This window comes from Lederbergia sp. NSJ-179, assembly GCF_022867885.1.
GTDB lineage: Bacteria > Bacillota > Bacilli > Bacillales > Bacillaceae_C > Lederbergia.
In genome coordinates, this window is sequence record NZ_JALIFP010000011.1 from 1 (window position 1) to 20,682 (window position 20,682).

Annotated in this window: 19 protein-coding genes; 3 read left to right on the plus strand and 16 right to left on the minus strand. The window is 37.9% G+C overall.

The window, feature by feature from the left end; all coding sequences use genetic code 11:
• The first annotated feature begins 279 nt into the window (after positions 1-279).
• Positions 280-711, plus strand: a complete 432-nt coding sequence (locus tag MUB24_RS10210) for a MarR family winged helix-turn-helix transcriptional regulator (RefSeq protein ID WP_244703717.1) — start codon at positions 280-282, stop codon at positions 709-711.
• A 288-nt stretch (positions 712-999) separates the two neighbouring features.
• Here the strand turns inward: MUB24_RS10210 and proS are convergent, their stop codons facing one another.
• The 6 genes from proS to MUB24_RS10240 form a co-directional block, all read right to left on the minus strand.
• The gene (proS, locus tag MUB24_RS10215) at positions 1,000-2,439 is read right to left on the minus strand and encodes a proline--tRNA ligase (protein WP_244703718.1); all 1,440 of its coding nucleotides are present in this window, start codon (positions 2,437-2,439) and stop codon (positions 1,000-1,002) included.
• A 671-nt stretch (positions 2,440-3,110) separates the two neighbouring features.
• A complete protein-coding gene (locus tag MUB24_RS10220; RefSeq protein WP_244703719.1) occupies positions 3,111-4,481 on the minus strand; it encodes an extracellular solute-binding protein in 1,371 nt (456 codons plus the stop codon).
• Between the two features lie 39 nt (positions 4,482-4,520).
• Positions 4,521-5,354, minus strand: a complete 834-nt coding sequence (locus tag MUB24_RS10225) for a carbohydrate ABC transporter permease (protein ID WP_244703893.1) — start codon at positions 5,352-5,354, stop codon at positions 4,521-4,523.
• A gap of 78 nt (positions 5,355-5,432) precedes the next feature.
• A complete protein-coding gene (locus tag MUB24_RS10230) occupies positions 5,433-6,377 on the minus strand; it encodes a carbohydrate ABC transporter permease (protein WP_244703720.1) in 945 nt (314 codons plus the stop codon).
• 61 nt (positions 6,378-6,438) lie between these two features.
• Complete coding sequence (locus MUB24_RS10235) at positions 6,439-7,425, minus strand: Gfo/Idh/MocA family protein (RefSeq protein WP_244703722.1); 987 nt, start codon at positions 7,423-7,425, stop codon at positions 6,439-6,441.
• Position 7,426: 1 nt separating this feature from the next.
• A complete protein-coding gene (locus MUB24_RS10240; RefSeq protein WP_244703724.1) occupies positions 7,427-8,260 on the minus strand; it encodes a sugar phosphate isomerase/epimerase family protein in 834 nt (277 codons plus the stop codon).
• 447 nt (positions 8,261-8,707) lie between these two features.
• On the opposite strand from MUB24_RS10240, the gene MUB24_RS10245 reads away from it, so the two are divergent.
• Positions 8,708-9,016, plus strand: a complete 309-nt coding sequence (locus tag MUB24_RS10245) for a helix-turn-helix domain-containing protein (RefSeq protein ID WP_244703726.1) — start codon at positions 8,708-8,710, stop codon at positions 9,014-9,016.
• Positions 9,017-9,289: 273 nt separating this feature from the next.
• Here MUB24_RS10245 and MUB24_RS10250 read toward each other — a convergent pair whose 3' ends face one another.
• The 9 genes from MUB24_RS10250 to MUB24_RS10290 all read right to left on the minus strand — a co-directional run bounded on the left by MUB24_RS10250 (position 9,290) and on the right by MUB24_RS10290 (position 17,205).
• Positions 9,290-9,829, minus strand: coding sequence for a chromate transporter (locus MUB24_RS10250; protein WP_244703728.1), 540 nt, complete (start codon positions 9,827-9,829; stop codon positions 9,290-9,292).
• 10 nt (positions 9,830-9,839) lie between these two features.
• Positions 9,840-10,460 (minus strand): chromate transporter, encoded by a 621-nt coding sequence (locus tag MUB24_RS10255; RefSeq protein ID WP_313898441.1) that lies wholly within the window; start codon positions 10,458-10,460, stop codon positions 9,840-9,842.
• A 259-nt stretch (positions 10,461-10,719) separates the two neighbouring features.
• Positions 10,720-11,307, minus strand: coding sequence for a nucleotidyl transferase AbiEii/AbiGii toxin family protein (locus tag MUB24_RS10260; protein WP_244703732.1), 588 nt, complete (start codon positions 11,305-11,307; stop codon positions 10,720-10,722).
• On the minus strand, positions 11,285-11,929 hold the full coding sequence (locus tag MUB24_RS10265) for a type IV toxin-antitoxin system AbiEi family antitoxin domain-containing protein (RefSeq protein WP_244703734.1): 645 nt from the start codon (positions 11,927-11,929) through the stop codon (positions 11,285-11,287). Before MUB24_RS10265 ends, MUB24_RS10260 begins: the two co-directional genes overlap by 23 nt.
• A 172-nt stretch (positions 11,930-12,101) precedes the next feature.
• Positions 12,102-13,244 (minus strand): ROK family transcriptional regulator, encoded by a 1,143-nt coding sequence (locus tag MUB24_RS10270; RefSeq protein ID WP_244703736.1) that lies wholly within the window; start codon positions 13,242-13,244, stop codon positions 12,102-12,104.
• A gap of 84 nt (positions 13,245-13,328) precedes the next feature.
• On the minus strand, positions 13,329-13,505 hold the full coding sequence (locus tag MUB24_RS10275) for a hypothetical protein (protein ID WP_244703737.1): 177 nt from the start codon (positions 13,503-13,505) through the stop codon (positions 13,329-13,331).
• A 154-nt stretch (positions 13,506-13,659) separates the two neighbouring features.
• A complete protein-coding gene (locus MUB24_RS10280; protein WP_396426731.1) occupies positions 13,660-14,604 on the minus strand; it encodes a formylglycine-generating enzyme family protein in 945 nt (314 codons plus the stop codon).
• A 268-nt stretch (positions 14,605-14,872) separates the two neighbouring features.
• The gene (locus tag MUB24_RS10285) at positions 14,873-16,006 is read right to left on the minus strand and encodes a plasmid pRiA4b ORF-3 family protein (protein WP_244703738.1); all 1,134 of its coding nucleotides are present in this window, start codon (positions 16,004-16,006) and stop codon (positions 14,873-14,875) included.
• A gap of 170 nt (positions 16,007-16,176) precedes the next feature.
• Positions 16,177-17,205 (minus strand): hypothetical protein, encoded by a 1,029-nt coding sequence (locus MUB24_RS10290; protein ID WP_244703739.1) that lies wholly within the window; start codon positions 17,203-17,205, stop codon positions 16,177-16,179.
• Between the two features lie 895 nt (positions 17,206-18,100).
• Here MUB24_RS10290 and MUB24_RS10295 point away from each other — a divergent pair.
• On the plus strand, positions 18,101-19,018 hold the full coding sequence (locus MUB24_RS10295) for an aminoglycoside phosphotransferase family protein (protein WP_244703740.1): 918 nt from the start codon (positions 18,101-18,103) through the stop codon (positions 19,016-19,018).
• Positions 19,019-19,332: 314 nt separating this feature from the next.
• Here MUB24_RS10295 and MUB24_RS10300 read toward each other — a convergent pair whose 3' ends face one another.
• Positions 19,333-20,634 carry an ABC transporter substrate-binding protein gene (locus MUB24_RS10300; RefSeq protein WP_244703741.1) on the minus strand — a complete coding sequence of 434 codons (1,302 nt, stop codon included), beginning with the start codon at positions 20,632-20,634 and terminating at the stop codon, positions 19,333-19,335.
• Positions 20,635-20,682: the final 48 nt, after the last annotated feature.

The window sequence follows — 20,682 nt, forward strand, 5'->3', positions numbered from 1 at the left end:
TTAGTCTGAATTCAAACCATTGGCGTGTTTGTCAAGAGCGATTGCGGCAGCTTACCACCACATTTAGATCTTAGAGCTACTTTTGGGCTTTTGTTTTCATAGAATTTTTGACACTACCCCATTTATAAACATGTATTTTTAAGTCTTATTGTGGACAAAAAACTGAAAAAGTATATAGTTGATTGTACCATACAACTAAATATTTGTCTAAACCAGTTTAGCCTGAACGGACTTGCGCCAGCAAGAATTTGTCGATAGGATAATAGGGAGGTGTCGTAAATGGATAAAGATGCGATCAAAATGATCGAAAAGGAAATTAGTGTATTTATTCGCCGAATTGTTATTACCGAAAAACAAAATAACTTGCTTGAACGATCTGCCTATGTCCTGCTAAGACAATTATCTGTGGAAGGTCCTGCAGGCGTAAAATCCTTATCAGAACAGCTTGATTTAGACATTTCCACCGTTAGCAGACAAGCAGCAGCGCTTGAGCAAAAAAAATATATCGATAAATTCCCAAATCCAAAAGATGGTCGTTCCTATTTTTACCAAATTACCGAGTTAGGCATCAAGGAATTAGAAGATAATAGACAAAATCGGTATGATCGATTATCTGAGATTTTAACCGAATGGTCTGACGAAGAAAAACAAACCTTTGGTCTTCTGTTAAAAAAATATAATCAGACGATTCTTGAGAAAACAAAAAAGTAGTGCCTGACACCACCCAAAAAATATCGTTTCATGTCGAAAAAAGTTCGACATCATTCGGCATAAACCGGGTGGGGCCAGGCACTTCCTATAAGACGGTAGGAGTGGGAAGAGAAATTGCCGAACCTATCGAAGTTTGCGATAGAATCGCTGAACTTTTTCCAATGAAAGGACCAACTTCGCATGGTGATTGCTATGCGAATCACGAACTTTGCCCTGAAAAGGCCGAGTTTACACCATAATTGCTGGAGCTCTCACTCCCTCCTCTTACCCATCCTCCTGATATCCTTATTAATACGCCTTCGCCCAGTAAACCATTTCTTTTGCTTCTTTCCCACAGCATACACAGGTATCTGCAATTTTTTCTTGTTCAAATGGGATACAGCGTGAGGTGGCTTGGGTTTCTTCTTTTATTTTCTCTTCACAGGCTACATCCCCGCACCACATCGCTTTAATAAAGCCAGGATTTTCTTCAAGGGTTTGCTTGAATTCATCCAGTGTCGTTGCGATGGATGTTTTTTCTTCACGATGGGCAAGCGCTTGGTTAAATAGATTTTGTTGGATTTCTTCCAATAGTACAGGTAAGCGGGATTCCAAATCGGTTAAAGCCACAAATTCCTTTTCACCTGTATCACGGCGAACGAGGACAACCTGATTTTTCTCTATGTCTTTCGGCCCCATTTCAATTCGAACAGGGATTCCTTTCATTTCGCACTCATTAAATTTCCAGCCTGGTGATTTGTCGCTTACATCCATTCCTACACGTACGAAATCCTTTAATTGATCCCGTAAGGCATAAGCTTTATCCAAAACTCCCTCCTTATGTTGGGCAATCGGAACGATGATCGCCTGAATCGGGGCAATTCGTGGAGGTAAGACCAGGCCGCGATTATCTCCGTGAACCATGATGAGTGCACCAATGAGACGAGTTGTTGCCCCCCAAGAGGTCTGATGGACATATTGGCTTTCTCCCTTTTCATCCAAATAGGTAATATCGAATGCTTCCGCAAAGCCTGAACCAAAATGATGGGAGGTACCTGATTGCAATGCCTTCCCATCATGCATCATACTTTCAATCGTTAATGTATAATCAGCTCCTGCAAATTTTTCCTTCTCCGTTTTTCGACCACGAATAACCGGAATAGCTAAGTAATTTTCAACCACATCAGTATAAACATTCAGCATTTTTTCTGTTTCCCCCGCGGCCTCTTCATAAGTGGCATGAGCCGTATGTCCTTCCTGCCATAAAAATTCTAATGAACGTAAAAAGGGACGGGTTGTTTTTTCCCAACGAACAACATTACTCCATTGATTATAAAGCATTGGCAAATCACGGTAAGAATGAATATTTTTCGAATAATACTCACAAAAGAGTGCCTCAGAGGTTGGACGCACCACCAATCGTTCATTCAATTCATTTTCCCCACCATGTGTCACCCATGCCACCTCAGGTGCAAACCCTTCTACATGATCTTTTTCCTTTTGTAATAAACTTTCAGGAATAAATAATGGAAAAGACACATTCGCATGACCAGTCGCTTTTATTTGCCGATCCAATTCATCACGAATACGTTCCCAGATCGCAAATCCATCAGGCTTGATGATCATCGTCCCGCGAACTGGACCATAATCCACCAAATCGGCTTGCTTCACAATATCTGTATACCATTGGGCAAAGTCATCCTCCATCGCCGTAATCTTCTCTACAAACTGCTTATTCTTTTTTCCCATTCTCAACACCTCTTGATTTCATTGTATACTCATTATAAAAAATCACACAAAAAGCCCCAATCCGAAAAGGGACCGAGACTTGGTGGTACCACCCTTGTTTGCAATGGTGAAACCATGCACACTTTACTCGGGTAAGACTTGAAACCACACACATCTTCAAGCGATTGCTTCGCTATTTTGAGGCGAACTCCAAGGCAGGTTCTAATCGGTGTTTCTTGGAAATTTGCACTGCCCATTTCCTCACTTGACTGATCCTTTTCATTGTTTATAAATTATAATATAAATTTAAGTATAACAGATAGCTCCAATTTACTGTACTACAGGATGCATCTTTCAAACCTATTCTAATTCCCTACAAGAATCTATTTCTTCACCAAAATAAGAAAAGCGCAAGTGCCTTTAAATAGGTAGAACGGCTAAAGGCGCGACGTCCTGTCGCAACGCCGTTCTGACCTGCATCCTGCAGGACTCCGACAAGCAAATGTTCTGAGCCAATAAAAGTCCGGTCTTGACTTTTATTGGCACGGGTTATGACCTTCGAGGGGCTAGGCGCTGGAGCTAGATCCGCTAGCCAAATTTTATACCTTCCCTTACCTTAAAAAAACCTTCAATCCCAATAATAAATTGGTTAGAAGGTTCACTTTCTTTTCGTTTTATGTCTTTAACCTATATTACTGATTGGCCGACCATTTTTCAGCGCGCTTTTGTAAATCATTTAGAAATTTTTCGATATCCGGTGTTTTTCCATTGGCTGCATTGCTGATAAAACCGTTTACAGCTGGAACTATTTCACTGCTAAAGAATGGGTTCGCTTCATCCATCAGAACGGAGGGAGAAATTTCCGCAATTTCCATAGCCTTTTTCGAGAATTTATCCTCTTTAGGAACAAAGTCAGCATCAACTAGAGTTGGAGTTGCTTTGTAATTATCGTAATTCCATTTTTGTGTTTCATATCCTGTTAGGAATTTCATGACTTCCCAAGATGCTTTCACATCTTTTGCATCTTTTGCCATGACAAACGGATCCATCGCTACCCAACCTTCCCCATTCGGTCCTAAATTTAGAACAGCTTCATAACGATCTAAAATTTCCTTATTATCATTCGATAGATATTCCCCCATCACAGTACCACCAGCATTGTTAAGGGCGATTGCAATATTATTCATTTCAGTTCCAAAATTTTCAGCCCCTTGTTCATTTAAAAAATCGATTGGGGGGTATTGGGAAGCCTCTGCAAGCCATTCCAACACCTTCTCCATTTCAGGCTCATTCAATTTCCATTTAATATTTTTCAAATCATCTAATGAACCCTCTGCGCCTTCCGCACCAAAAGCATGTGTGAGTGCTACAAATGTGTCTAAGTTTAAAGCTTTACCGCTGAAATACAACCCATAATTTTTTTCACCGGTTACCGGGTTTTTTCCTGTCATTTTCTTCGCCTTCTCCAATATTTCTTCTGGGGATGGATTTTCGGATAATGGTTCCACACCCCATTCTTCGAAAAGCTGCTTATCATATACAGTGACACGTTTTCCTAAAACTGCTGGAAGACCAAATCGTTCTCCATCATAACTAACAGTGCTATAGGAATTTTCCCAAATCCCTTCTAAGTAAATATTTCCATCAAATTCTGAATCGTCCTCAATTAAATCCTCAATCCCTCTTAATAGCCCTTGTTCCATCCATTGCGCCGCAAAAGCTCCACCCGAATAAATAATATCTACATCTTTTGATTGTAACATAGCTGTTTGCTTTGCCTGAGCATTTTCCCACGGCACTTGATAAATTTCTAATTCGATATTAGGGTATCTTGGTTCAAATTCATTCTTTAAAAACTCCTCAAAACCGACCGTCTCTTGTCCAGTAACAGCATCGATTCCATTTTCAAGTTGCCAGCCAGCCAAGGATATTCGTACTTTTCCTTCCATATCGGAGACAACTTCTATATTACTTGTATCCTTTCCACTTTCAGTCGTGGAAGAACAGGCAGCTAAAGCAGTAACTAAGAGGATGGTGATTAAAATTGAAAATATTTTTTTCATTTCTCATACCTCCAAATTCAATGTATTTTTTCATTTCAGTTATTGTTTTACGCCAGACAAAGCGATGCTTTCTACGATATAACGTTGTAGAAATAAATATAAAGTCACTACTGGTATCAGACTAACCGTTGTAGCAGCCATTATAACAGACGGTAATGGTACTGTTTTATCGTGCCGGAACGTAGCTAATCCCAGTTGTATCGTATATTTGTCGGGTGTTTTTAAGGCAAGTAAAGGCCATAATAAATCATTCCACACGGCCAAAAACTGTAAGATAGCCATGGTAGCCACAATAGGAATACATAACGGAAGAAACACTTTAAAAAATACCCTAAACTCTCCAGCCCCATCTATAATTGCCGCTTCCCTTAAACTAGATGGTGTTTGATCAATAAAAGACTTGGCTAAAAAAGTTCCAAATGCATAGTTAAGTGCTGGCAAAAAAAATGCCCAGTACGTATCGAGCAAATTAATTTTAGCAAAGAGCAAATATTGTGGGATCATTGTCATTTCAAATGGAATCATCATAGTACTCAAGGCTAGTACAAGCACTACCATCGATCCTTTAAATTTAAGCTTGGAAATAGCATATCCCGATAAAAGTGCTGACATTAAACTAACAAAAATGACACCAATTGAAATGATCAACGAATTAATCATGTATTTGATCATTGGCATATTCGTAAAGGCAAGCTGATAGGTTTTAATCGAAAATTCCTTTGGCCAAAACCTTGGGGGATAGGGAATATTTAATCTTGCCCCCCAATCAAAGCTGGTTAGGAGCATCCATACAAATGGAATAATCATAATAACTGACCCTAGTAGAAGAATACTAGAAACTATTATATTGTTTACTAGTTTCGTCCTTTTTATTGAGTTGTATTTGAAGTTTTGATCCCCTACCTTAACATTGGGTATACCAACTGGATTGCTCAAAACCTCCACCCCTCTCTATTCAAAATTATTCTTCCGATTCATATAAAGCATGATGGCTGTCAAAATAAGAATAAAGATAAACAAGATATAGGATGCAGCAGTTGCAATTCCCATTTGACTAGCCAAAAAGGCATTACGGTAAATATATAATACAACTGTCATTAAGGAACCGGCTGGGTTCCCGGCTGTGCCACCAATCAGCCATACTTCTGTGAACCTCTTCATTGCACCAATTGTGCTTATGATGACCATAAAGAGAATGATCGGTTTTAAATAAGGAATGGTAATGTAATACCATTTTTTAAACCAATTGGCCCCATCTACCTCTGCCGCTTCATACAAATCTCTCGGAACACTTGTTAATGCTGCTAGGAAAATTATTGTGTTATAACCAAGCATTCCCCATAATGTCATTAACACAATACTAAATCTCGAGACACTTGGATCGGTAAACCATCCAATTGGTTCGATTCCAATGAAACCTAAAACATAGTTTAATAACCCTTCACTACCCGAATTAAATAAAAATTGGAACAATATACTCGTTGCAACTAGTGACACTACATTTGGAAGGAAATAAATCCCTTTGAAAAAATTTCTCCATTTTAACCATGGAACATTATAAATCAATGTGGCCAGGATAAAAGATAAAGAGACACCTAGGATAACAGACAATACTCCCATATACAGGGTATTGTATAACGCTTTCCAAAATATTGAATCCGTGAAAACGATTTTGTAATTATTCAAACCAACCCAGTCTCCACCGAACGTTGTAGACGATTTTTGGAAACTTAAGATTAAAGCACCAACCATCGGATAAATCGCGAATACCAAGACCCCGATCACAAGTGGTGCGGAAAACACGTATCCAGCTAAATCTTTAGAGGTAAAGAACTTTTTCTTATGCTGCTTTGTTTGAAACTTTTTACTTGTCGTAGATTCCGAATGAATGGCCATTCGTTGTCACCTCTTTCAAAATAATGACGAAGTATGAACTTCAGACAGTAAATATGGAAGGTTAACCTTGATTCTTATAAAACTCTTCCATTGTGACCATACTCCTTTTTTCATTCGAAATATTTGCAGCAAGACTTTTACTTAAGGTTTCTAAACCATCATGATATGAAGCAAGAATCAGATCCTGATTTTTTGTTTGTATGGCTTTAATAAATGCATTGTCTTGTTCTTCATAAAAGTCAACCTTGGAGCCATACGTAATCATTTTATCTTTTTCAAAAATGGATAAAGTTGTTCCATCTAGTGCAAGACGAAAATCGCGACCTAAAATTTCAAGTCCCATTCTATGATCATGTTGAATTAAAGAACTATCTAAATGACCAACAGCACCCGTTTTAAAGCGAACATTTACAGATGTTACATCAGGAATATCTAGACCTTCAATATCAGACATGACTTGCAAAGACATATCGGCTTGAATTTGCTGAATATCTCCACATAGATAGCCCATCAAATCGAGAATATGGGTGGATTGTTCCACCAATTGACCGCCGGATTTGTTCTTAATCCGATACCAAGGAGTTGGAACAAATGAAGTTATATAATACCCACGTACCATGGCGAATTGCTTATCCTCTAAATAATTTTTTCCTATTTGAACAGTATCAAGATAACGAAGACAATATCCTGAAGCATTGATCACACCTGATTGTGTAATGATTTCGCCCTTTGTCTTTGCTTTTTGAAAATCCAACTCTATCGGTTTTTCGACTAATAAATGAACCCCTTTTTTGGCCGCCTTTTCCTCGATATCCCCATGAGCAAACGGTGGAACGCAAATAAATAAAGCATCTATTTTTTCATTTTCCAGCATTTGATCAAAGTCTGTATAAGCGGTAGTTTTATATTTCTCCGCTTGACGTGTAGCCGTATCTTCAGAAATATCACAAACCGCCACGATTTCGGCATCTGCATGATTAGAAATATTATTTAAATGGGTATTCGCAATTCCACCAACTCCTACAAAACCAACACGCACTTTCTCCATTTCAAGCACTCCTCATTTTTTTTAAAATAACATCTAAATGTCGCGCCGTATCATCTGCTAATGTATGCGGACATAATGAATAGGGAGATAATTCAGCCGTTAAGGTATCTTCATAGCCAATTTCTCGCAATGCTTCTATTACTGCTTTCCAGTTAACATCCCCAGCTAATAAAGGAACAAACCCTGCTCCATTCCCTACACTTATATTAAAATCCTTTACATGTACCTTTAAAATTCTTTTCCCAAGTAAGCGGATCCATTGTTCTGGATAGCCGAATTGTAAAACATTTCCTACATCAAAATAAGCTCCTACGTAATCTGATTCGAATTCATCAATATATCTAGCCATCTCAAGTGGGGATAATAGAAATTTATTCCAAACATTTTCTATGCCCATTTTCACCCCATATTTTTCAGCTTTTGGAATAAGTTCCCTAATCGAATCTTGACTCCGTTTATAACATTTTTCATAGGAAACTTGATCGGAAACTGCACCAGGAACAAGTAAAATCGTATCCATCCCTATGTAACTAGCCATTTCCAGCATTTTTTTTACAACTTGTATCCCTTGTTGCCGAATTTGTTCATCAGGTGAACAGAGTGGCATCTTCCATAGTAAGGATGTTGATAAACTTCTAAGCTCTATTCGGTATTTTTCTGCAAGTGCCTTAATTTTTAAAGCTTCTTCCTTAGTTGTCTCTACTGTTAAGCCAATGCCACCAGCTTCATTTAGATTGAGTTCCACTGCTTCAAAACTAGCATCCCTACTATATTCGAAAACTGTCTCTATGGGGGTCTGATCTGGATAACACCATTGATTAATCCCTTTTAGCATTCTATTGCCTCCCATCATCGTTTTATAAATAAGTTCACCATGTAGATTTTGTTGCTCGCTTAATCTACGCCTTATTCCTTCAAAAACGTCTATCTTGTCGTGCGTGATCAGAACAAAACTAACGCTTATATCCTTACAATGTAATGCCATCACGTTGTCATTACCATTTAACTAAAAATAGAGTAATATACTTCTGTACACATTAATAATGCATTTTCTCTTATCACCTCCAAAACTTTAATAAGTTTTTTTCTTTTAACGAATAGGGAAATTGGCTATTATTAATCAGACACCGTTGAAAAAATTCGGAACATAATTCTAATTAACTCCCATTATATAGTTATTAACTATATTGTCAATATTTTTATAGTTAATAGCTATTAAAATGCACCTTATGTTCCTCTCATTCATACAACCTAGATTATATAATTGGGTTAGGTGATTATTATGGACATTGGGAAACGAATTCGGAATTTACGGGAATCAAAAAAACTTAAAGTAACTGAGTTAGCTAAAAAATCATTTATTTCACAACCTTATTTATCTGATATAGAAAAGGGAAAAACTCAGCCTTCTATTGATACATTGAAGGCGATTTGCAATGCCCTCGAGATTGGCATAGGTGACTTTTTTGGAAAATTACCTGAATTATCCCCAACCATCATCCAGCTAATAAATGATGCAAAAAAACTAACAGACGAAGAAGTAAAATCATTAGGAGCCTTTATAGCGACATTTGTAAAGGAAAGGGAATAATTGGACATCTACATCTTCTATTTTCATTCGGTAAGGAAGTTTGTCAGTTTATAATTAGGAATATGATGATATAGTAGTAGGGCTATCGACTTTTACGCCTTTTCTAATCTATCTTTTTTAAGAATAAGGGGAAAAATCACGTACTTCTTCACAAGAGAGGACGTGATTTTATATTAAAACTGCTGATTGGAATTGAGAATCTGCTGAACGGAATTGAGGTTCTTCTTTTGTAATTTGATCTGCACTCTTTTTGAAAATCTATCTTTTTTTCTATTAAAAAATCGCAACCCCAATTATCCCTGCAAACAAGATAACCAGAGTGGGATGAATGTTGAAATAAGATAAGGCGATGAATGAGCCTAAAGAAATGAAGAAGAGGCTAATCATATGCCATGAAAGGTGGAGTGATAGGACACCATTGGAAATCGCAAAATGGATGGCCGCATAAATGACTAGGCTTGTCATGATTGGACGCAAGCCATAGAAAGCGGATTGGACCCATTTATTTTGATTCAGTTTATAAAAAAACATCGCGATTATGAGAACAATGATGACAGAGGGAAGGGTGATCGCAACGGATGAGACAATTGCTCCTGGAAGACCTGCCACCTGATATCCAACGGCAGTAGCACTATTGGAGGCAATGGACCCTGGCGTCATACCGGCAAGTGCAACAATGTCGGTATATTCAGATGTTGTAAGCCATCCCCTACTTGACACTTCCGTCCCTATCGCGGGGATCATCGCATACCCCCCACCAAATGAGACCGCCCCTATAATGAGAAAAACAAAAAATAATTCCAATAAAACCATGTTGCTCCCCCTATGAACTCATTTTTTCTTTATGTTCTTCAATATCTGATTGCTTGTTTGAGTCAAGTGGAACAGACATATGAAGTAATTCCTTTACCTTCACGATCATAATCCCAAGCAGCGCTCCACTTGCAATCACTAGAATGGGATGCCAATGAAAGATAACCAACATGACAACCATACAAGCCATTAGAACGAAGGTTGATTTATCCAAAATAGAAGTTTTTGCAATTTTGATAGCCGCATAAGCAATTAAGGCCACAACCGCCGCACGAATTCCTTGAAAAGCAGCCTCAACATGCGGATTTCCCTGCACGGAAATAAAAATCAAATTCAAAAACAAAACAATCAAAAATGTTGGAAGAAGGACCCCAGCCATCGCAATAATCGCTCCCCGTACACCGGCAATTTTATGGCCGATAAAGGTGGCTGCGTTCACCGCGATCGCCCCAGGAGCCGTTCCAGCGAGAGCAAACATATCGGAAATCTCCTCCATTTTCACCCATTTCTTCTTGTCCACCACTTCCCTTTCAATGAATGGAATCATTGCATAACCACCCCCAAAGGTGATCGGGCCTATTTTGAAAAAAGTCCAAAATAATTGTAAAAATAACAACCAATCTTTCTTCAATGCACACCCAGCTTTCCGTTTTTCATATCTGTTGACTCTATTTTAACATACTTTTAACCAAAATGGATAAAAGTAGGCAAAAAAAGAAAAACAAGGAAGTCTTAGCTTGTTCTTCACATAAAAAACTGGTCAAATACTTGAATTGCCGCTCCAATGCTTGTTGCTTTTTCCTTGAAGGAGCCTTTGCGAATATTGAGTTGGCGGTTATGAGAATAGCTATATTTTTCTGCGGATCGAACCACTTCTGGCAGAGTTCATCCTAAATTTCGACGGTCTTATGTATTTTATCTGGTAAGAATCCACTATCTAAAATATCTCTTAAACTTCCTATCACAATATGATATGGCATTTCTTCAAAGAGCAAAAATTCCGTTATGTTTTTATAATCATTCCTATAGATACCCTTTTCTATAAGAGTGTTAAGGGTATTTAAAATATCATATCCTTCTTTTGCCGAGGTGGACTTCACAATAGAAGGATATTTGACATGATATTGGTTAAAATCCCTTCTTGTCAAAATATCAGAGCCGTTTACTAACTCCATTTCTACTTTATTGATTGCCCTGATTATTCCATGTTTAAGAGCTTCTTTTGCTTTATTATTTGGAACAATATCACTTTTGAAAGTAAGGTCTATATCCTCTGAAAATCGTTCAATCAGCTGATAGCATTTGGACAGAGAGGTTCCCCCTTTAAAAACAATGTCAGGGGATTCCTCCACTATCCCTTGGAGTAATAGTGACACAAGATAGTCCTTCTCTATATATTCTTCCGAAATCCCTTTGTAATCAGAAGTAGCTTGGATAATTTCTCGAAAAGCTTCTTTATCTTTGTGTAAGTTCATCATAAATAGTACTCCCTAATATTTTTGCTTGAGTTTTGTATGGGTATTTCTTTAGATAATCATCTAATTCATTTTTGTCCATACTTACATCCTGTACATAATCGATGATGGATTCACAAGCTTCCTCGAAGGGTTTTGTGCTTAATTTATCGAAACTATTCACTAAGTCTAATACCTGTAAAACTTTATAATTATTTTCATTAATTTCGCTTACTCTCGATCTCCTCAGAGCGATACGTCTTTTGTTATATTTGACAATACGAATAGAAGTTGCCTCATTCATTGTGACAATCTCAACGACACCCGGGTTCTGTGTCGTTAACTGTAAATGATTGGCTAATGACAATCCAGTTAAATAGCCAATTCGTTTTCCCTTTTTGTATAAGTATTTCTTAGAGATAATCTTATTGACACTAATCGTTTTTTTCTTCAACAATGACTTTGGATTTGGAATAAAATAAATCCCATCTTTATATTCATATCTACACAACTTTCCATTATCAACGGCCCTCTTAAGTGACTGTCTTAATGTGTTTGAATTCATGTCCAATTCACTTTTAAGGTCATCTAAAAAGATAGGCTCATCGTATCCGTAATTTTGAAGAAGATACTGAAAGACATCCATTTTCATCACCTCTTACAAGGATTGTAACATATTTATATATTATTTAGAAAAATATGTTACATATTATTTTAAACAATTTTTGTTATTGCTAAACCCCATTCTTTCGATAATTTAGATTTCTCTAAAAAAGAGGTTTTTCTACCGTATTTCGCTGCTCCGGTTCCATTGTTCTTCACATAAAAAACTGGTCAAATACTTGAATTGCCGCTCCAATGCTTGTTGCTTTTTCCTTGAGGGAGCCTTTGCGAATATTGAGTTGGCGGTTATGAGAATAGCTATATTCTTTTGCGGATCGAACCACCTCTTCATAGTACTCTTGGTCATCATAAATCAATTTTCCGTGTAATACGACTGTATGAGGATGCAAAATATTAATCATATTGGCAAGCCCTATTCCATAATACTTCGCAGACTCTATCATAATCTTTCTCACACGTGGATCGTGACTATTGAGTAACTGATCGATTGAAGCAGGGATCCCCTGTTCTTCCATGCTCTTAAACATGGCTCCAAACGAAGCATATGTAGTGAGACACCCTTTATTTCCACATATACACGGCCTTCCATCTACCTCAATGATAATATGATCATATGAGGTGACGTCTCCTTCTTTACGATTTAATAACTGACCTTCCTGGATAAACCCGCAGCGAATGCCATAACCGCTAATACAATATAAAATACTTTCCTCTTCAGGTGATTGAGCGTAATATTCCGCAATAGCCCCTGTATTGGCGCCGTTATTTAGGACAACAGGAATAGAAAATTCACGCTCCAAAATAGCTGCAATTGGAACATTTCGCCATCCTTCTGCCGGAAATGACTCTGGATTTAAAATCACGCCCTTTTCCCGATCAATCGGCCCTACTGCACCGATCCCGATTCCTAATAGGGAATGTACCTGATGCTCCTGCACAAGAGCCCCGATTATGTTCGCTATTAATTGAATCGTCCTTTCAGAGGTATGTTGCTTTGTTAAAATAAATTGATCCTCGCCAACTATTTGAAACTGTATATCTAGCAGCTTCACTCTCACATCTGTTCGAGCAATCTCAACACCAATCACATATCCTGCTTCTGGAACAATTTCATATAAAGCCGGCGGCCTTCCCCCGCTTGGTTGACCAAATCCACACTGGCGAATGAATCCCTTTCCCGCAAGCTCCCCTAACATCCGTGTCATCGTTGTATTCGGAACATGAAATCGTTCAAGTAACTCCGCCTTTGAAATTCTTCTATCTCTATGGAGCTGCTTGTACAGCGCCTTTTTTAGCTGATTCTTTTCACTCCTATCCAACAAAAAATCCTTTAGCATCTGCTCAACTCCCTAGATGTTATAAGTTTTATCTATTAAAAGTACTTTAGCATTCTTTTCTACCCATTCAGTTAATGCCGATATTCATTTGTTCGTATCAATTAAGTTTTCTATTTTTATTTCTACCTTAGCATTCGTATGGAGAGAACTTTTTGATTGCAAGAGCTTCGACTGTTCCACGAGTAGTCTAACTTGAATCACAAGAACTCTCGCTCGTATCGAGAACCTTGGTTGAATTGCGAGAACTCCGGCTTGTTTCACTAAAGTTTCGCTCCGAATGCCAAGAACACGGCTTTGGGAGGAATTGCAGAACTCCCCAACCAACACAATTGGCCCTCAGAATCAGTATTCTATAAAAAACACTTTCTGAAGGCTAATCTTCTTCGGATTCTTCTATGCTGTTCATCATATAAATCTATTTTACATCTCCCACACAACGAAATCCGATATTTCCCGTAGAGCTATCAGGAGTATTGGAACTTCTTGCTGCCACCCTGTAACGATTGCAATAAGATTTATGGCAAAGATAGGAGCCGCCTCTCATGGACTTATTGGTCCCTGTAGTAGGGCCTTTGGGATTATGTGTAATCGGATCAAAATGGTATTTGGGGCTGAACCAATCGTCACACCATTCCCATACATTCCCAACGATATTATATAATCCATATCCATTGGGAGAAAAACTATCAACCGGACAGGTACTTAAGTATCCGTCTGCTTTCGTATTTTTTACCGGAAATTTCCCTTGCCAAATATTGCATTGATGCTTACCATTGACAATCAATTCGTCTCCCCAAGGGTATTTCTTTTGAACGAAACCACCACGTGCCGCATATTCCCATTCCGCTTCGGTTGGTAATCGTTTTCCACTCCATCTGCAGTAAGCCTTTGCATCATTCCATGAAATATGAATTACTGGATGATTCATTCGGTTATTAATCGTAGAATCAGGACCCTCAGGATTCTCCCAATAGGCACCTTCTACCGCCACCCACCATGGTATTTGAGCCACTCGGCTTGGCCTTTTCTTTAGTATTTCAGTAGATAAAAATAGATGAAATACATAGGACCATCCAAATTGCTCCGCCTCTGTCACATAGCCAGTTTCATTAACAAATTGTGCAAACTGTTCGTTCGTAACCGCATATTGATCCATATAAAATGAATCCAAGGTTACCTTTCTTATTGGTCCTTCACCATCAGCAGGAAACCCTTCCGAATCTTCTGTTCCCATTAAAAATTCCCCACCTTCAATAAGGACCATTTTTTCTTTAGAAAAAACTGATTTTTCCCTTACATCCATACTGGTTGAATGTATTTTTTCACCATTACGTTCCTGGACTTGACAACAAGACTTCATTTGACTTCACTCCCAATAGCGACATTATCCTCGTCATGCTATTAATATAGTGTTCTCTTTCATTATATCATGATTTAAAAATACCATTGTCAAATGGATCATGATAGACCCAAAATTTTATACTTTTGCATGAAACAACCACACTATATACTTTACCGAACTTAATGGAGACGAAAGGTTGCTTTCGTCGTGGAAGTGAGAAGCTCCCACTTCAAGCGCTAGCTAAGTGGTGAGTAGTTCAACATGACTTGCCTTCCATGATCCTCTCTTACATCCTTTTAAGCCTATGATTTATATTTTCCAGATCAAAATTTTCATAAAGTTGCATCTTAGCCCAATTGTTCATTTCATCATGCTGTGGGTGCTCGGGATCAGAAAAAATCTCAAGAAACTCTTCATATCCAAATTCACCGCCAACATCTTCTGGAGGGGTGTTCCCTTCACCTTCCAAACAAACGGGGTGACGCGAATCATAGTTATCTATCACTTTTTCAACGTCAATGTAATGCTGCCAATTATCACCAAAATCGTAAGTGTATTTCAGTTTCTTATAAACCGGAATAAATTCGGATAGCCTTATCCCTTTTTCGAGTTTCATATCTACAGCTTCGTTAGGATAAGCAAAGGCCTCCTCATCACATACAAGGTTTATGACCGGTTGATGACCTTCTTTGTGAAATGCTGAATGATTGATCGACCATTCAGGCACAATCGCTGTGTTGTCATAAATATAAAATTCATGCAAATGATAATCTTGCCATCCAAAAGCAACTTGAAGGATCTTGTGCAACTTGTGGAACGTTCTGTTAAGTGGAACCACAATCCGTCTCCATACGGAATGATTTTCAAGCTCGAGTGTCACTTTCATCCTAACAGCATCTGTTGCAAAAATCGGTTTCCCAACAAATGACTCAAGGTTCTGATACAGTATTTCATTTGGAGAGAAATAATCATTTTTCCCATCACCAACCCAAGATCGACTGATTCGATTGCTCATCTCCCCTTGAAAAATAGAGTCTTCCTCCAATAAATCAGCGTAAAAAGATGCTTCCTTGCATGCATGATTCATTCGTGCCACAAAAGCATGATCCTTTGTTTTTGCATAGGTAATTGTTTTTGAATGAAGGAGATACTTCTCAATCACCTCTTCTTTGATACCCTCCCCCCTAAATGTTTCACGGATCCCTTGGGCAATGATTTCATCAATATTTGAAAAATTTTTCTTCTTAAGTCCATATAATAAAACAACATACCGATTTTGGTCATTCACGAGCACAACTGTTTTTCTCTGATTGACACGAATCAAATTGGCATGCCAAGAAAAAAGCGACTCTTCTTCTACATTAGATTCTGGTTGACACTGCAATTGATCCAGTAGTTTTTTTGTACATTGAATAAGCATAGACTAGACTCCTCTCCACTCAAAAAACTTTCATTTCATAAGCAAATTGACACTTCCACTTATTGCGGATCTTCAACACACTGTCTATAGTTACTGCCCATTTCTTTATAGCCATTTTATCCATGAATCCCTTAAGTCAACAACAAAATACCACTAAACGACAACCTTGTTTAGAAGATATACACACGCTTTGGAAATTCATTTTCAACTTTTATATAGTCGTACATTTCTTGCAGATTTTTCCTTGGTTTGATCTTATTTTGTATCGCTTTCTCATATACCTCTATCCAATCCTTCACACGTTGATGCTTCTCAATTAGCGATAGCAAAATATACAGATTAACCTCCTTATCATTATTATAATTGAGATAATTCTTTTGGAACATGTCGACCGCTGCCTTATATTCACCAAGGGCACTTTGTGTGATGAATATCATTTCTACCAAATTATTTATATACTCTTCATTATAAAATCCAATAGTGCTAGTCCTTTTATTCGACTTCGTCAGCTTTTTCAAATCCATTTGTTTTTTCTGCAGCATACGATCGGCAATCTGAACCATTTTTTCCTTAAGCGGCGCATTTGATAACGTACTTAGTAAAACCTCTAACAAACTGCTGGTTAATGTATAACGGTCTGCACCATGTTCTAAAACAAGGTTCAAAGAATCAAAAATCCACTTTTCAGGATCCTCTACATCTTTTTTTAGCAAAATTACTCGTTTAAGAAAATCCTCCCGTGGTATTTTTATTGTATAAAAAGGCTCATCACTTGCAAAAACGTAATGCCCGGAAGCATAACAAAACAGTTTATATAGTTCCTCCAAAAGAGAAGCACAGGCTTTTCGATGTTCGGGTTGATGGGAAATGGCCGTTATTTGCTCGACTAAACGCTTGGCCGTAAATCGCCAGTTAGAACGTTCCTTTTTGGATATAACCCGATTGGGAGCAACATAATTCTGAGCGCGGGCATTTTCTATAAAGGCCTCTGTTTCTCGTTCAATAACGTCAAAATTCGGAAGTTGCTGTTTCTGCTTCGTCTTTTTCTTTTTAAACGCTTGTGGATCGCTGATTAATTGATCAATTTCTTTTTCTTCCCGCATCTTCTTTGGAATCGCCTTATACATTTCAACCACTAGCTGCTGAAGCTCATCTTTTTTTCGATTCTTCATTACTTCTCGCAGTTCATTTACCTTCATTCCCGATCTCCTTTCTAGAAACTTAGTCATCTATCTTCTGTTTTCGGGTAAACTTTTGAGTATTTCTATATTTTACTTCATATATTATTAGAATCAAGTTGTCTCGTTTAAAGCAATCAATGATTATTCCCATCACGTTAGTAAATCAGTAATTGTCCTTCCACCCTTATAGATTGATATGTTGACCAATTTTCCGATTTTACAGCATTTTGGGCTCATAATACAAGCTTATGGAACCAATATTCCGATTTGACATCATTTTGGGCTCATTAAACATGCCTATGGGAACAATTTCTCGATTCGACACCATTTTGGGCTCATTAAACATGCCTATAGGACCAATTTCTCGATTTGACACCATTTTGGGTTCATAAAACAAGCCTATGGGACCAATTTCTCGATTTGACACCATTTTGGGTTCATAAAACATGCCTATGGGAACAATTTCTCGATTTGTCACCGTTTTGGGCTCATAGAACATGTCTATGTGACCAATTTCTCAATTTGTCACCGTTTCGGGCTCATAAAACAGTGCCTATGGGGCCAATTTCTCGATTTGGCACCGTTTTGGGTTCATAAAACCAGCCTATAGGACCAATTTCTCGATTTGACACCATTTTGGGCTCATTAAACATGCCTATGGGACCAATTTCTCGATTCGACACTATTTTGGGTTCATAAAACATGTCTATGGAGCCAATTTTTCGATTTGGCACCGTTTTGGGTTCATAAAACCAGCCTAGATTTTTTGATATGTATCCTAACAACGGAAAAGGCAGGTCACAGGTAGAAGATGGGAGGAGAAAAAACAATCCTTGGAGAAAATATATAAAAGAAGAAATACAATCATTGAAGAAGTCCTCGAACTTTTCGGGGAGTGGAGGTAAATCTACGAATGAACAAACATTATCACTTCACTCGAAAGGAAATCGAAAGTATCATCAACCGTTTTGGCAAAGATTTTTATGAAAAAGTTTTGCGCGATCTTGATGTATATGCTGAAAAGTGGACGTTAACCTCTTTTCAATTTATTCCATCCTATTCTGCAAACCTAGTTTTTACATGCTACTCAGAAAACTATGGAGACGCAGTGCTTAAAATAGGAAATCCTGCTTCCGCAGAAATATTGACAGAATTTCATACGTTGTGCCAATATAACGGCAGAAGATTTTGCAAAGTCTTTACAGCGGATATAGATCATGGCGTTATGCTTGAAGAGTGGGTGCAACCAGGGGATACTTTAAGGGATGAAAGTTCTCTTGATAAAAGACTATCTGTATTTTGCTCCCTCTATCAGGATTTGCATGTAACGCCTGCTAAAGCAGAAATATATCCGACTTATATAGAGTGGATCAGTAGGATAACAGACTACATGAGCAAGCGCCAAGATTGTACGGAACTATATTTGCATATGAAAAAAGCAAAAGATATAGGCTTATCCATCTCTACTTTGTATTCACAAAAGATGCTGCTTCATGGCGACTTCCATCATGATAATATTTTACTTAGTCATAATGGCGAGTATAAAATCATCGATCCTAAAGGTGTAGTAGGCGATCCTGTATTTGATATTCCACGTTTTATCTTAAATGAATTCGGTGATGAAAGAACAACAGAGGTCTATCAAAAAATAAAGAATATCATTTGCTTTTTAGAAAAAAACCTTATGATTCCCAGCGACATCTTAAAGCAATGCCTTTATGTAGAAACGGCCATGGGCATGTGTTGGTGTGTTGAAGACGGTGCCTCCCCTGAGGAATATTCGAATCTTATAAGAGATGTTGCCTTCGCAGAATCGATTTTGAATACATGAATGGAAGAATTGACTCGTATCCTAATCATCAAGGATACCCCTTCCTTCGTTACAAATTTGATTTGATCAAAAGTCCCTCACTGTTCCTGTTTCTTTCGAAGATACAAATGTGGATAACCACCGTAAATACGGTAGTTTACCCACATTTAGTGACGGAAAGTTATATATAACCTATTTTTACCGTTTAATCAATTCTTCTTTCACCTAACTTTCCTTGCCAATTCGGTTCAATACTAAATCCCCCATTATACCCATTCGCTGGATCCCACGTTAGTCCAATGCTTTCCCTTTTTAAATAAACCTCTCTTTTCACTTTATTTTTGGTTTGCGATTACTTCTTTCACTTTTTTGGAAACTTCTTTTATTGTTTTATCTGAATCTTGCTTCCCTAGATACATAAGATCCATAATGTCTGTCACTTCTTTTCCCAAGCCGGGAATACGGGTTTGTTTATCTTCAATAATCCCTATTTCCCGTGCATCAATTAAATAATCAGGATGATCTGGGATTTCTGCTTCTGTTACAAGATCATCAATACCTGCTACCGACGGGATCGCATTTCCATTATCTTTTAGGCGGGCATTTTGTCCCTGAACAGAGGTATAAAAAGACATGAATTTCATGGCTTCTTCAAGGTTTTTGGACTCTTTATTCACTGCCATAAAGGCTACTCCTATTGAAGTTGGTTCCATTTTATTTCCCGTATTCGTTGGCCATGGAATATAGTCAAAATCCAATGATTTGTTCTCACTAAACATCGGGGTTAGCCAACGTCCAGCATTCACAAACCCCACCTGATTGGACATAAACATCGCATCCGCACCCTGTCCTTTTGGCAATGAACCAGCGTACGTAGCATTTCCATTCTTTAAAAGTCTTTCAAGATACTTAAATACTTCTTGAGCTTTTTCGTTTTCTTCTAAAATATAGTTACCATCGTTATCATATAATTGTCCTCCGTTTGACCATACCCACGAGAAAAACACTTCATTATTGTTGTCTACAACAAATCCCTTTTTTCCAGCGTCTCTAAGTTTTCCGGTGATTGCTTCAAATGCATCCCAATTCCACTCACCAGCTTCATAGTAGTCTTGAGGTGTCTTTTCAATACCGGCCTCCTTTAGTAACTTTTTGTTGTAATACATTAAATAAGGATTCGCATCCACACTTACTCCATATATTTTCCCATCCAATTTTGCCGGTCCCCACAAACCTTCGGCAAACTCATCCGGTTTCACAAGGCTTTCAGAACTATTCAAGAAATCGGTTAGGTCAGCAATGGTGCCTGTGGATATCAATTTTGAAATGGTTTCACTTCCAACATAAAATACATCATTCCCTTGACCGCCTGATAGTTGAGTTAGTAATTTTTGCTCATAGTTATCTCCAGGAACCGGGATCAATTTAACTTTCACATTTGGATTTTGTTTTTCATATTCATCTAAAGCTCTCTGATATACTTTTATTTCAGCTGGATTTCCCCAAGCTGCCATCGTTAAATGAACTTCTTTTTTTGAACTGGAATTTGTAGATTTTCCGCCTGAACTGCAACCGGCAAGAATCAATATCGTTGCAATCATTAGGCTACCCCATTTTAAAAACTGTAATTTTTTCAAAAAATTGGCCTCCCCCTTATCCTCACTTGCTCACATTCCTTTTCTCTA